Here is a 14,874-nt window from a genome sequence, read left to right on the forward strand (position 1 = left end):
ACGGTTGGTGCTGGGGGGGCTGGCTCCGCCGTGGCCAGGCTGCCCATGGCCCGCGCCTCGGCCGCGCGCGTCCGTCCTGCGCGGGTGCGCTCTCGCCGACGGAGGCGGTCATGTAAGGTTCTCTAGGTCAACCAGCGCGTGCAGCGTGGCCGTACCGTGGGACCGGTGATGCCACGAACCTTTCACCGCAGGCGATGCGGCGGCGCAGGGCGCCCCGTTGGGCCACACCGGGAGCCACCCTCGGCGGTGAAACAGGCGAAGCTCGCCGTGCGGCGACCGATCTACCTTCCGGTCGCTCTCGGCAGTGTCGCGGCTACCGTGCCGGCGCTCGACGGATCGGCCTTCTTCGCCGCGCAGGCCATCTACCTCTTCTCCGGCGACGACCCGAACAATGCCTATCTCCGGGCCGTCGGTTCGCTGAACCTGAAGAGCGGAGGGACGCTGGCCATGAGCCGCATCGTCCGCTCAGGCGCACGCGGGCCGCTTTGGCCGAGAGGACGAGCCGGTCTCCTACTCAGGAAACCGAAGCGTCTCGATCCGCGTGCCGTCCTCCCCCGTTACCATGCTGCCATCGTGGTTCCAGCTGATGCCGCCCTTGCCGGGCGGACCGAGCTCGAACGTGACGCCCTCGAGCGTGAGCTGGTCCTCGTCGAGGTAGGCGATGCCGATCGAGTCGCCGCCGCGCCCGGGGCCGCCATAGCCGCCGTCCCCGCCTCGGCCGCCGCTGCCACCCTGGCATGACGACGTGCCGTCCCCCACGGCGCCGCCTGGCTCGCCTCGGCCGCCGTAGCCGCCTTCCTCCGGCTCCCCGCCGTCGCCGCCTCGTCCCCCCTCGTCACTTTCGATGACGCTGTTGCGCACCGTCACCTTGGCGTGGAGCGCCAGGATCCCGATGCTCGGGTACCCGTTCCCGCCCCCTCGGCCGCCGCGCCCCCCACAGCCGCCCGCGCCTCCAGAGCCGCCGCCAGCGCCTCCCTTGGTGGCCACGCCGCACACCGCGAGCCCGCCGCGACGCCCGCCGCCCCCGCCGCCGCCTTGGCCCGGCATCCCCCGGATGCCGTCGCCGGCCGAGTCGCCGTGCCATCCGGTCTCATCGATCCGCCCGCGGCCCTCGCCCGATACACCGGCGGCGCCCCACATGCCGCTTTGCCCGGGGACGCCGTTGCTGCAACCACCGTCTGCCCGGTTGCCACGTCCTCCTTCCCCATCGTGGGTTGGGTTCGGCTGGGGTACGGGCTCGCCGTCCTCCCCATCTCCAGCGTCGTCGGCGAGCCCGTCGCCTCCCTTGCCACCTACGCTCGGGATCCCTCCCTCGCAGGAATTCACCGCCCGAGCCCCGCCCGGGACCGTCGCTGCGGAGCACGCGTCTGCCCCATATTGTCCGTCAGGTCCCGTCGCTGCCCGGCTCCGCCGTGGCTCGCCGGGGTGCCCTCCCCGTCCGCCGTCGGGGCGAATCAAGCTTCCGACGATCTCCACCGCGGTGTCCGACCGAACGAGCACCGCGATGCCCGTCCCGCTGGCGATGTAGACATGGTCGATGATCGAGACCCCGTCCGCAGCCCCGGTGTCGTCGGCCCGCGCCGGCGCGATGGTTAGCGCGATGTGCCCGAGCGGGGACCCGAGCTTGGCCATGGCGTGCTCCGGAAGTTTAGGCTCCGGCCGCCGTTCCCATTCCAACAAGTCGAAGCCTCCATAGATATCCACCCCGGAGGGCAGCGTGATGGACTCCACGAAAGCATTGCCGGTGAGGAACACGCGACCGCGCCCGGTGCGCGCCAGCGCGATGGCGCGTGGGAGGGTAGCAACCGGCCTGTCCTTCGTGCCGGGGTTCGCGTCGTCACCGCCGAGAACCGGATGGTTGACAAAGACGCCGCAGCCGTCCTTTGCCCGCCCCGCCGCGAGATGCTCCAGGCAGACCGAATCGGGGATCGGATCCCCTGCACACGTCGATGAACCGTCACACGGCGGCGCGCCGTCGGGGTCGTTCGCCCCCGGCGCCGTGCCGCAACCGGCGGCGAGCGGCAGAAGAAAGACCAAGAGGAGCGCAGAACTCAGTCGCATGGGCATCCCTCGCTGGCAGCGTCTCGCGAAGCGCGAATCATTGGGGCGGCTCGCTTGACGGACCGAAACGATATAGCTCCCCCCACGGGCCGGGCGCGCCTTTGCCCACGTCGTCGCCTGGACTCGTGTTTCCCGCGGGGCCGCCCTCTCCGGCGTCTCCGGCAACAATGTTGGTCCCGGGTCGAACGGCGAAATTGGGCACGACGTAGGCGATGCCGACGGATGCGCCGCCGAGCCCGCCGCCGGCATCGCCTCCGCGACCGCCATTGCCCCCGTAGCCGCCGCTGCACGCAGGCCACATGTCAGGGCCGAACGGAAGGCCCCCTGGGCCACCAGGCTGCCCGACGCCGCCTGGTTGGCCCGTCCCGCCCGCCCCGCCACGGCCGCCTTTGCCCGTGAACACGTCGCTGGCCGCGATCGTGAGCTCCGTGCCGTCCAGCGCAACGATTCCGATGCTCGCCCCGCCATAGCCACCGCCATCGCCACCCCGACCGCCGCAGCCGCCGCTGCCTCCCGAGCCGCCGGCGGCACCCCCCTGGGGGCCGCCTGCCCGACACGCGACCATGGAGCCACGCGACTTGCTGCCGCCACCGCCGCCGCCTCCCTGGCCTGTGCCGCCTCGCATCCCGTCCTTGCCCCAGACGCCGATCCATCCGTCCTTGCCGAGGTGGCCCACGCCCACTGCGCCATCCGCGCGAACGGCGTCGACGCCGTAAGCGCCATCTCGCCCCATGCGGCATCGCGTGAGGTCCGCGCCGACCCCTCCGCGGCCGTCGCGCTCCGAAACCTCCGCGGGCGCCGGCTGTCCAGGTGCGCCATCGCCGCCGACGTCAAGCCCGCCGTCGCCACCGTAGCCTCCCGTCGACTCTGTGCCATCGTCGCACACGGTGACGACCGGGAGGGCGCCCGTCACCAGATCCGCCGTACAGGCGGACGCGCCGTCGTTCCCCTCCACGCCGTCCGTCGCCCGCTCGGTGTGCGCGTCCTTGCCCGGCTCCCCGTCTTTGCCGTTCCCCGCGACGATCACGCTGTCCTGCACGATCGCCCTGGCCCCTGTGCTCAAAATCACCGCGATCGATGACTTGCCATCGGGCGCCGAGGCGTCCGCCGCGACAATTCGTACGCCGACGATCCCCGACGTCGCGTCGTCCTCCGCGAGCGCCGCATCCTCCACCCCGAGGACCCGCACCGGGATCCCCGCAGGCGGTGCGATGATGGTCGACGCATTCGGCCCGATGCCCGACCATTCATACGACCAATCGCCGCCGTCGTCACAAAGGCGGCTGCCCCAGAGGTCGACCCCTGATGGCAGCGAGATCGCCTCCTCGAACAAGCCGCCGCACGCATACACGCGCCGCGTCAGCGCCTCGCCGTCGCGTCGACCGCTCGCGGCCAGCCCGATCGCATGCTGAAGTGTCTTGACCGGCGCGCTCTTCGTGCCGGGGTTGTCGTCGTCGCCCAGCAGCTCACTGACGAACACCCCGCACACGTCGAGCGCCGGCGCCGTCGCTGGGTGGCCATCACAGAGCGACTTGGGCGTTGATAGGCAGATGCGTTCGTCATCGCAGCTATCGCCGTAGTAGCACCCGGAGAGGCCGCCAGCGCTGACCGTAGAGAGGGCACCCAGCGCCAACAGCAGCCGCTTTTGTCGAAGATCAGGAAAGGGCATGTCCGTGCTCCCTGATTACCACACGCCGTGTGCCACGAGGCTGATCTGTGCCGGCGCGACCGTCGGAATCAGCGCGAGCCGAGCTTTCGTGGGTTCAGTAGGGAGGAGAGAGAAGTCCGTGAAGAACGACGCCACCGTCGCAGCGCCCACGACACCGCTTGTCACCACCATCGCCGTGCCGAGCCCGGCGAAGAGGTCGCGGTCTCGTCGGAGACGCGTCAGCTCGGAGCAGGTCGCCGGTTTCGGTTGTTCCCGACACACGCCTCGCGAGACCCCCGCGGCGTCGAGCTTCTCGTTCCTCTCGTCGAGGTCCCCGTCCGCTGTGCTCGCGCGTACCATGAACACGGCGCCGAGCGATGCGGTTGCCGCGGTCAAGCCGATGCCGCCGATGCGCAGCGTCCCCGGCCAGGACGCCCACGGTCCGGGCGCCTTCGGGCGCACAGCGGGCGAAGCGCTCGCGGTCTTCGGCACGGCCGGGGCCTCCCCGGCGCTGCTCACCGCCGGGCCCGAGAGCTTCATCGAGATCTCCTGCTTGTCGCCCGGCTCGCCGTTGAACGCGTGAAAGCCGTCCTCGCGACCCGGCGCCCGGGCCCGCACCATGTGTCGCCCGGGCTCGAGGAACAGCTTGTAGGTCCGCGCGGTCCGACTGATCTTCTGGCCGTCGATGAGGATCTCGGCGTCCGGCGGGTCGACGGAGAGCACGAGCTCGACGACGTAAAACGCGGCCTTCCGCTGGCCGTTCAGGAATCGTTGTTGAAGCTGACTCGGCAGCGCCCAGTCTCGCTCAAGACTCCAGGTCAGGTGCTCCGCCGCGTCACGGTACTTGCGCAGCTCGAGCTCGCAGAGGCCTAGTTCGCCGGCGATCTCGGCGGGATCGAGCGCCCCGCGGTCGACGTCCGCGCGGTCGAGCTTCATGCCGGGCGGCACGTTTGCCGCATCGAGGGCCGCCTTGTAGGCTTCGTAGGCCTGCGTCCAGTTGCCGCGATCGCGCGCTTTCCGAGCACGGCGAACAAGCTCCTTCACCGTCAACCCGTTCAACCCGTCGCTTCTCCCCGAGGCCGGAGACCGCTGCTGAGCATCGGCCGAGCTGACCAACCCCGTTGAAGCGCCAAGCGTAAGCAAAATGGACAACAGGTGCGCACCGCAACGCATTCAACGACGATACTTACGCCGAGCACGCGACGTCAACCGGGAGAAAATGCTGGAAGCAGCGCTTTAGGAGAGAATTTACAGGAGCATGGCGGAATCGAATCATCCGTCCCATGTGTCGGCGATCTTCCAGCCGACCCGGGTGATATGTAGTACCTTGCGCTACATTGCCCGACCAAAGTGATCGCGGCCGTGCATTTTGCTGACCCCGAGGGGGTCGCTCAGACGTGCTACCGGCGTGGGCAACCCGTCGAGCATCTCCAGCAGCTTCGAGCTCTTCCGGCGCCTCGCGAGGCGTCTCGGCGTTCCGGCACGCGACGCCGAGGACGTGGCGCAAGACGCGCTCCTGCGCGGGTTGGAAGCGGACCAGCGGATTGCGCCGGGCGGAGACGCGGCGGCGTACCGCGTCACGATCGCCATCAACCGGGCGCGCGACCATGTGCGGACCGCGCGCCGGCGCGGAGAGGTCCTGACATCGTTCGACGAGAGCGAGCTCCGAGCCGAGTGCCCGAATCCAGAGGAGCTGGTACGCGGGAGCCAGCGCCACGCGCTCACGCGCCGCCTGATCAACCGGGTCGACCCGAAGTATCGACACCTCCTGATCAAGCATGACCTCGAGGAGATCCCGCTCGCCGAGATCGCCGGCGAGCTCGGCCTCACGAGGGAGGCGGTGAAGACGCAGCACCGGCGGGCGCTCGAGGAGCTCGCCGAGGAGAAGCGCCGCTATACGGCCGAGCAGCATGCACGGGGACGGGACGCAGAGGCGTGCGTCCCCGTGGCGCTCAGCCTCTACCGTCGCGAGTCGTGGCTGGCCACGCTGCGGCGCCTGGTCTTCAGGATCTTGGCACAGGGCGCTCTCGTCATCCTGACAGGCGCGCTGATCTCCGGGCTGTCGCACAGCTTGGAACCCTGGCTGTTGCCCGCGGTGGCTCGCGCGCCCGGCTCCGCGCCAGCCGCGCAGGAGGTCACCGCGTCTGCCCGAGAGGGCGGCCCGAGCGCCACCGCCGAGATCGGTGCGCCAGCCGCGCGCAAGGTGGAGCCGTCCGCGCAGCAAGGCGACGCTGGCGGCCTGGCCGCCGTGGATAGGCCCGCGGCGTCGGCCAAGGCTCCCCCCCGTGGCGAGGTGCCCGGGCGTGTCGTGCGCCGAAGCGCGGCGCCCAGGAGTGCCGTGCACCCCACCGTCAGCGAGCGCGAGCGGCGCCTGATCCGCGACGCCCGCCGCGCGCTGGACGCCCACACCGCCCTCGCCGACCTCGAGGCGCGCCAGCTGCTCGAGATGCACAAGCAGGAATTCCCGCAAGGGTGGCTCGCCTTGGAGCGCGAAGCGCTGCTCAAGCAGCTTCGCTGACTCATCGGCTGTCGCTCGACAGCTAGCAGGCGGCGGCGCTGGTGATGCCTTTGGGCAGCACAAGGCCGAGATCCGCCTTGCGTCGGACACGAACGCTCACGACGAGGAGGCAACGTACAATGGAGGACATTCTCGGTGCGATGTGGCTCGCTTCGCCGCTCGGTCTCGCGATGATGGCCTGTGTGGCGATCGGTTTCGCTGTCACGGCGCGCGAAGCGCTAGGCCGAGAGCGCGGGCTGCGCGCGGCCGGCGAGCAGAGGCACGAGGACGAGGAGTCGGCCCTCGCCGACGCGAAGGAGGACGCCGAGCGCGAGCTGCGGCGACACCAGCGCCTGCTGGACTGCCACGTGGATGCGCTCATCGCGGCGATAACCAGCCCACGCGCGCGCCCGGTGCCGTTGCCAGGCCGCGTCCTCGAGACGTTCTGCGCCACCATCCCCGGCTGGCAACGAAAGCTGGCCGAGAGCACCGGGCTGGTTCCGAGGGACCTGGAGCGGCTGCTGAAGAGCGACCTCCCGATCACGCCCGTCCTCGCGAGGCAGCTAGAGGCGTTCACCGGCACGCCTGCTCGGTACTGGGAGTTCCTCTGGTGTCTGTATGACGACTATCGAACAGACGCGGAGGAGACGCAGCTGATCCAGCTCAGCGAGCCCGCCACCAAGCGCGAGAACTCGGCGCGTGCGCCGGCCGCGCCGGCGCCGACCTCCGCACGGCCGGGTCCAGCTGCGGTTCCCGAACGCGCGGCCGATGTCCCTCCGCCTGTGGTGGCGATCCCCGATCTGGTCGCCAGGAGCCCGCGGGCCAAGCTCCCGTCGCCTCCACAGCCGCGGCTTCGGTCTCCGCTCCCGTCCCGCGCAAGCTCGGGGGCCGAGCCCGAGCGGCGTGCTGCCAGGCTGACGAGCTTCCCCGTACAGCGCGACGACGGCGGGTCCAGCACTGCGCGCGGCGCCGATTGGGAGGACATCGAGGGGCCGCCCCTGAACACGACTCTGCCGGGCGTGGGAAGCGTCTACGCCGAAGGAATCCAAGCCGACTGAGCCGCGTCGCTTGCCGCCGGTGGCGCGTTCGAGCCACGGCGCACCACATTTGCCTGGACACGCTTGCGCGAGGCACGAGCCAGCTGCGCGGCGACGCGGCCTGCCCGCGGCGTCTGGTATGCTCGCAGCGTGCGTCCCGCTCGCTACCCCCACTCCGCCGCCGCGATCCTCCGTTCCGTGCCGCCGCGCGACCGAGCCATGCTGCGCCGGCTCGGCCTCGACTTGGACAACCCCGCTCACGCAGAGCTGTTCGTCGAGGGGCGTACGTGCTGCGGACGACGCGATCGCGGACCAGGTGCGGTGGGAGCGGGAGCGGCTGCGCTGAGGGCCGCCCGTGTCGTTGGCTCCGCGAGCGCACCGATGCCGGCTCGGCCCAGGCCTCGCCCCTGGCGCGCCCTTCCGCGGGCGCTTCACCTGCGCGTTTGCAGTAGGCCGGCGGGCCCGTCTGCAGAATGGGGAAGCGGGCGGGCGGGGGGCCCGTCCTGAAGGCGGGTCGGTTCCTTAGCCCATCAGAGGTCGTAAGTATATAACGGACATGTCGGACCTCGGGTTGTCGGGGTTCGGCCACGCCGCCCGTGGTGTTACCAGCGCACGCTGGCGTCAGTTCGCTTGTCCGGCGAGCTTACGTGGTCAGCATGAGAATGGCAATCAATACCCATGCTCGGCGACGACCAAAGCGCGCCGCTCGGGTATCTGACAACAGACGGTCGTCTTGTTGTCAGTCGCCGTGCGCGCGGTTGACCACGCGGCGCAGCGGTACCGCCAGAGACCAATGCCAATTTACTCCACGACTCGAATGAACCTCGCAGTCACCAGAAAGCGTCCGGGCACGAGCAATGAAAGAGACTGATACTCCGGCGCCCAAAGACAGCGTCGAAGACCATCACTGTCCCACGGCTCACGATTTCTTGGAAGCACTGAGCCCAAGGCACTCGCGTTGGAACTCGAAGGCGTCCGCATGGGCATATCGTGGCCAGGCGGATGCTGAGTGGTCGCTGGCTCCCACGGCTGCTCGCGATATCAGCGTTTTTGCGAAATATGGCATTCAAGATCCGTCTCCCCCTTCTGGACGCGGCGTAACCTCCGAAGCCACGTGGAGCCTCCGAGCTCGCTTGCAAGAAGCACTGCTTCTACAGTTTCGAGAAGGGCTGGATCGCTCCGGGCTAGTCATCCCCACAAAATCTCCGGGGGGGGGGGGTACAAGGCTCGAGATGAGCGAGATTAGTTCAACTGCTGAGCCGCTACCTGAGGCTTTCCCGCTGATGGCATTGGCCCAGCACCATGGCCTTCCAACACTGTTGCTGGATTGGACCAGGCGTGCATGGGTGGCTGCCTACTTCGCAGCGGAACCAGCAGCCAACAAGGAGCGGCGTGGATCGGCTACCCACCTAGCTGTCTGGGCTCTTCTTCGAGACAGCCCTGTAAAATACAGCGCATCGTTTCGTTTCTACGAGGCGCCGGGCGAAACGAATCCGAACTTGCATGCCCAAGCCGGCTTGTTTACATTGCACTTTGACGAGAACGATCAAGGGCTTGAGCGAGTTTTTGCCCACATGAAGCAGAAGGTCGGCCGTGCGCCAGCTCTCAGACGCTTGACGCTGCCAACCATAGAGGCGCCGAAGCTGCTTCGGTTGCTCCATGAAGAAGGAATCGACGGGGCTTCAATGTTTCCTGGCCCCGATGGCGTAGTGAGACTGATGCGGGAGCGTGCGCTATGGGAATGACGACGGCAGGACATAGACGCCCCGCGATGACGCTGGTGTCCTCCGCTATCCGCCCCGGCGGGTGCGCTCGGCGGCGAGGTCAACGACACCGCCCGCGTCAGCCCCCGGCGCGCCGAGCAGGCCCGATCGTCTCGTGGGCGATGCGCGCCGCCTTCACGTCGCCCGCCGCGAGCGCCGCCGCAGCGGGAACTACCCGCCCCGGCGGGTGCGCTCGGCGGCGAGGTCGATGACACCGCCCGCGTCGGCCCCCGGCGCGCCGAGCCGAGCAGGCGCCCGACCGTCTCGTGGGCGATGCGCGCCGCCTTCACGTCGCCCGCCGCGAGCGCCGCCTTCATGCACTCCGCCAGCTGGCACGGAAGCACCGTCCGCGGGTCCGCCAGTTTCGTCTGCCCGACGACATTCCGCGCAGTCAGCCGCCATCGACGGCACGGTTGCGGCTCCCGCTTCATGCGAAAACCTACGCGATCTCTGCGGATCCCCCCCTCGGCAGGCGTTTCGATTCCCAGCACCTCCACTAAGAAGACACGGCGAGAGCCGTGTCCTTCTTTTGCGTGTGCCCCACGTGTGCCCTGACAAATTTTAGCAAGGGTGGATTGCTGCGCAGACGAATGTGGGCGGGGCCACACAAATCGGGCGCGGCAGGTGACACCAGGGTACGGGGTTCCACGGCTCTCGACGGCGGGCACCAGGCCGGCGGGACCGACCCCGGGTCCGAGCCTGCGTGCTGGCACGCTGGCGTACATCGGGACCAGGCCAGCAGAATCGGCTGCGTGAGGATGCGGCCCGCGGCGGGATCCCTCGCTGCGGGTGGCGCCGCCTGGGCCACGGCAACCTTCCCCAGATGCGTCCGGCACCGGTCAATCGCTCACTTGCGAACGCCATACGTCAGTCGCAGCACTGTGATATGATCCGTGGGATGGTATTTCCTGACGCTCGCGCGCGTGGTCAGTCGCTGGCGCCTCATGCGACGGTCGCCATTCTAACGGCCCTGCCTCACGAGCAGGCCGCTGTTGAAGTGATGCTTGACAACCCGGTGCCGTTTTCTACACCAGGCAACGCACCTGGAGAGTACTGGCTCGGTACCGTCCCTTCGAAAGATGGCGGATCTCATGTCGTTGTGCTCGGACGTTGTTCAGCTGGCGAGAACCTGGCTGCCGCCAATGCCACCATCCTATTTGAACGATTTCCTCGCATCGAGACCGTCATCATGGTTGGAATTGCCGGAGCGGTTCCAGATCCAACGAAAGAAGAGGCGGACGTGCGCCTCGGCGATATCGTTGTTTGTAACGGCGATGGAGTAGTTCAGTACGACTATGACAAGGAGGTTCTCAAGGATGGTGTCGTAAAATCTGAGCCACGTCACCCGCCGCGTCCACCTTCGGCGAGGCTCGCTGCTGCGGCCGAGGAATTGCGCACTGGGGTGTTGCTAGGTCGGCGCCCATGGGAGGCGCATTTTTTGCGTGCTGGCAGTCTCGCGTGGGCGCGACGCCCCACCGAACCTGACTTGCTTTACAGCGCTGAGGATCCATCTGTCGTCATCGAGCGATCGTTTGACTCGAGCCGACAAGCCGGCATGCCTCGCGTCTTCTCAGGTCGCATAGCATCAGGCAATAAACTGCTAAAAAATGCGAAGCTTCGTGAGCGACTACGTTCTACGTTCGGAGTAAAAGCCGTTGAGATGGAAGCTTCTGGCGTGGCCGACGCGTCGTGGCTTCAGCGAGCCGGCTACTTCGTCGTGCGCGGCACCTGCGACTACTGCGACGGCCATAAGAGCGATGTCTGGCAGGGGTACGCTGCGATGATTGCTGCTGCGTACGCCCGCGCCCTACTCGAGGAGACTCGATCTGCAGGGGCGCCTCACGACGGCAAAGGTGCTGACACACAAGCAGCGAGTTACAAGCCCCTCTTGTCGCTATCACGCGCGCTTCGCGATCGAGCCGTGAAGGCGGCTGCATCATGTGAGGACGGCGGCCTTCTGCTTTCGGAGCTTGATGCTCTGATCTCTGTAGAGTCTCAGGTAGAGGAACGCTTCGATGCCGCTTGGCCGTCCGAACGCCCTTGGTCCGTCTTAGCAACGGAGGCCCTCGGCACAGTACTAGACGCATGGAACGCGGATCTAAATTTCGGTGAGCAGCTAATTGCACTCGCATTCCCATTCTTAGTATCAGCAGCACATCAAACGATTACAAAACGATACTTTGTAGCTGGTAGCGACGAAGCCAATGCCCTGCCTCACAAGCTATTTGAAACGGTTCCTGTGGCAGAAAGCTTGCTCGAACGGGGCCTGCCCGAAACATCTGAGCGTATGGTCATCCGGTGGGCCATGCTGCGATTCATTGATGAGCAACGAAGTACATGGTCGGATCTTACGTTCCGAAGCTTCAGTCCAGATGTCCCGCTTGCGCGCTGGCTAGCTGCGGATCCGTTGTTTCCCACTCTCGCACGAGTTGTTTTTGGAAATATCGCCCAATTCACGAATCTTCCCGAGAACGGCACATTCCGGTTTGGTGTTCATGCTTTCGACATCAGGTGGCGGCTCCTTGCGTGTCTTCTTTCGCTTTCGACGTCGCGAGTTTTCGGGGCTCATGTCCTCAGCCCAGAAGTCGTTGAGCATGCCGTGCAGTTGTCGGACGTTTGGACGGCCGTTGCTGCTCAGCTTCGGGACTTGTCCATTGAGTCTGATGGTGAAGGATCTTGGGTATTGCGCGCCACCTGCGACGAACCTGTATTTGACTATGCGATCAATGAGATCGCCCAGCACCTCGACTCTGATCTGCGCGGCCACCGCGCGCAACTTTCGAGCTATGCTGCTCAAACTATTCACCGCGGCTTTCCGGTCGTTCGGGCGGAGCCGCATCCTCGTCTCGTTGATGGTCACCCTCGTTACACGACTCCTCATGTAAGCTTCGCGCTCGCGCCAGACCACGCTCGGCGCCTATTCATGGGAACAGATCTCTGGGGAGATCCGTCCTTCGCTTACCGAGAGCTGTTTCAAAATGCACTTGATGCTTGCCGTTATCGACTGGGACGCAGTCGATATCTGAACATTCCGTACGCTCCAGCCATTCGGATGTATCACGGGCGCACAAGCGAAGGCAGGGAATACGTCGAGTGTGAAGATAACGGCATTGGCATGGACCGCGACATCGTGGCCTCATGTTTTGCGATGGCTGGTCGACGGTTCGTGAACACGGATGAGTTTCGTCGCGAGGTGGCAGAATGGCGTGCTAATGGGATTGATGTTCATACGAACAGCCAGTTTGGTATCGGCGTATTCAGCTATTTTCTCGTTGCCGACGAGCTAGAAATTGAGACTAGCCGGCTTGGAGTCTCTGGAGAGTACGAGCCTAGACGTCTCTTCGTACGAGTGCCTACTGCTGCGTCATTCTTCCGGATCATCTCTCTTTCGGCGGAGGAAGCGCGTGCGGCACAGAAGGAGCGTGCTAGGGAACGCGGCGAGAGCCCGTCCGCGCTTCTCGATGCAGGCACTCGTGTGAGGCTTTGGTTGCGTCAACCGATCACGAGTGAGATGACTGGACGGATTGGAAGAACGGTCACGTGTGTGGATGCGATTCGAGAGCATGTGTGGTTCTCGGAAGTGCCCGTCAGCGTTCGAGATTACCGAGGACATGAGTTTAAATTGGCTGCGCACGAACTGGCTCCATGGCTGTGCACTTCAGTCGCGGCAGGAGGTCCAGAACCGTCCTTTTGGTGGGTAGTCAAACCACCGGGTGAACGTCCGGACGCTGGACAACTGGCGGAGCCAATTACCACGTTTCGATCCAGAAAACGAGGAAACGACAATGACCCGAGCAAATACCAGAGTTTTGGCAGGGTATTAGTTGATGGAATTGTCACAGACTCTGTGACGCCGGGCTTCATAGTTAATCTCGCCGGAAGCCTCACGCCCAAGCTCTCACTCGATCGCCGCAAAATTCGTTCAGATATTCGAGGACTGATTGAGGCGCGGGTTCATCAAGCTATCGATGATATTCCTGACGAGGTGTTCGAGGGCTTTCTGACTGACCTCTGGCACTGGGATCCGCGTGCCTGTCATAAGGCCAGCCGGGTACTCACCGAAGGTAAAAAGTGCTGGCTGCAGGATGCAACCCTGCATTGGATGCGGGCCGATGGTGAGTTACCAGAACGGGTAACGCAGGGATATTTCCCTCCCGTCGAGCTGGACACGTTCGTGTTTGCCAGCTATCGCAACTATCGCAAGACGCTGATGAATCTATGGAAGCTGGCCCGATACTCACCGGATGCTCGTGAGCAGCCTCCATTTGTGCTTGAGGCGCGAAATGTGCCAACTGAGGTACAGCGCAACATTACCAATATTCCCCAAATTGTCTGGGACGCCTTGGGACAAATCGAGCTGGGAGTCCCCGAGGCGTGCGCCATCACATACGGGATAGCAGTAAAGAATTCGGTCCCGATTCCTGCATACATGAGCTGGCTAAGCGGAGAGGCGGTTCATGTCTGCTCACGAAGAATGGATCGATTTCGCCAACTGCTAGATATCGATTGGACTGTTCCGGTCTCCTCGCAAGAATATGTGCTATCCGACTACGATGCGTGGCTTCTGAGTCACGGCCTCTTTACAACGCCATGGGCGGGACCTCGAATCAATACGCGAGACGTTGTTCTATTCTGTAGCAAATCCGGCATGGGGCTGGACGAGGCCATGCTCGGTTATCGTAGGATAGCAGAGATGCTTGGATGGACTGTCGAGGTTGATGTTGAGCTAGCGAGAGCCATTGGGCCGCTTCGTCAAGATGAGTTGCTGCACGTTCACATGCTGCAGAGCGGATTTGATCGGTCCTATCTTCTAGATAGTGTAGCACCGGACCGTGAGGCGATGTTGGCAAGACTTGTCGATGGCGAAGTTACGATCAGGCGCGAGCGACGGCGAAGCCCGGCAACAAGAGAAATCGATAAAGTTTTCTCCGACGAAATGCTGAGGATGATTGAGTCCCGCAACGTGGTCGACCTTGCTGCCTTGTGTGAGCTATCGCGTACTATCGAGCGTCCGGCGGTCGCACTAGCCGACGATGTAAGACGGGTTGCCGATGCGATGGGTCTTTCTTGCACTTGGAGCGACGAAGACATTCGATGCGTTTCAGAATTTTCCGATCAGGACTGGTTGATTGTAGAGGAGCCGGGTGTGTGGGGTTCCTCGCGAAAGAAAATCCGCCCAAAGACTCGGTTGAAACTGGCAGTACTTGTAGCCAAAAACCGGTATTTGCTGGGATACGACAAATCGCGTGCAAGAGAGTTTTTGCAGCGCCTTACTAATGTATACGGCCTGTTTGGTTGGGGAGCTGTGCCGTTGACCGAGTCGGATATCGAGCTTGCAGCGTCACTTGACAGCGAGGAGTCGTCGGTTCTGGATGACGCCCCTGAGACGGCGACGTTTACCATCCCCCGTCTGATTGCAATGACTGCTACAGCAAAAATGAATCTTGTGCGGATCTCTCTTGTTCTTGAGAAACTTGAGGCGCTTGGTGTCAAGGGGCCACGCTCAGACGACTCATACCTTGGTTTGACGTGGTACGATATACTACGGGCCGCGTCTCAGGAGAAAAGATGAGAGCTGACCGGGAATCCGGGATCTACGTCAATCGACGCCAGCGCTTGAGCACGCCAGGAGCAGGACGATGCGCTCCCGCGGCCGGAGCAGCCGGATCTGTGCCAGGAGATCCCGCACCTCGACCAGCCCGTGGGGCGATGGCCCCTGCTGCTCGGCCGCGAAGGCCACCTCCCGGCGGCGGGTAGGGCTTGCTATCGGCGCGAGCTTGCTCGCCCCTCCGGTTCCAGGTCGAGCAGCCGCCCGATCGCCTCGTGGACGACCCGGGCTGCGTCGGTATCTCCGAGGGAGACGGCGCG

7 protein-coding genes are annotated in these 14,874 nt (G+C 65.0%); 4 read left to right on the plus strand and 3 right to left on the minus strand.

Annotation, left to right across the window (positions count from 1 at the left end):
- Positions 1 to 510: 510 nt before the first annotated feature.
- Genes WMF33_RS40315 through WMF33_RS40325 form a run of 3 tightly spaced genes read right to left on the minus strand, consistent with a single transcriptional unit; the run spans position 511 to position 4,768 of the window.
- A complete protein-coding gene (locus WMF33_RS40315; RefSeq protein ID WP_437333586.1) occupies positions 511 to 2,061 on the minus strand; it encodes a hypothetical protein in 1,551 nt (516 codons plus the stop codon).
- A 37-nt stretch (positions 2,062 to 2,098) separates the two neighbouring features.
- Positions 2,099 to 3,730, minus strand: coding sequence for a hypothetical protein (locus tag WMF33_RS40320; protein WP_437333587.1), 1,632 nt, complete (start codon positions 3,728 to 3,730; stop codon positions 2,099 to 2,101).
- A gap of 15 nt (positions 3,731 to 3,745) precedes the next feature.
- On the minus strand, positions 3,746 to 4,768 hold the full coding sequence (locus WMF33_RS40325) for a PEGA domain-containing protein (RefSeq protein WP_437333588.1): 1,023 nt from the start codon (positions 4,766 to 4,768) through the stop codon (positions 3,746 to 3,748).
- A gap of 349 nt (positions 4,769 to 5,117) precedes the next feature.
- Here WMF33_RS40325 and WMF33_RS40330 point away from each other — a divergent pair, with 349 nt between their 5' ends.
- From WMF33_RS40330 to WMF33_RS40345, 4 genes are all read left to right on the plus strand, one after another.
- A complete protein-coding gene (locus WMF33_RS40330; RefSeq protein WP_437333589.1) occupies positions 5,118 to 6,227 on the plus strand; it encodes a sigma-70 family RNA polymerase sigma factor in 1,110 nt (369 codons plus the stop codon).
- Positions 6,228 to 6,346: 119 nt separating this feature from the next.
- On the plus strand, positions 6,347 to 7,264 hold the full coding sequence (locus WMF33_RS40335) for a helix-turn-helix transcriptional regulator (RefSeq protein WP_437333590.1): 918 nt from the start codon (positions 6,347 to 6,349) through the stop codon (positions 7,262 to 7,264).
- Between the two features lie 836 nt (positions 7,265 to 8,100).
- On the plus strand, positions 8,101 to 8,988 hold the full coding sequence (locus WMF33_RS40340; protein WP_437333591.1) for an FRG domain-containing protein: 888 nt from the start codon (positions 8,101 to 8,103) through the stop codon (positions 8,986 to 8,988).
- A gap of 916 nt (positions 8,989 to 9,904) precedes the next feature.
- Complete coding sequence (locus WMF33_RS40345) at positions 9,905 to 14,578, plus strand: phosphorylase family protein (RefSeq protein ID WP_437333592.1); 4,674 nt, start codon at positions 9,905 to 9,907, stop codon at positions 14,576 to 14,578.
- Positions 14,579 to 14,874: the final 296 nt, after the last annotated feature.

It is taken from the genome of Sorangium sp. So ce394 (genome assembly GCF_051474665.1).
Taxonomy (GTDB): domain Bacteria; phylum Myxococcota_A; class Polyangia; order Polyangiales; family Polyangiaceae; genus Sorangium; species Sorangium cellulosum_D.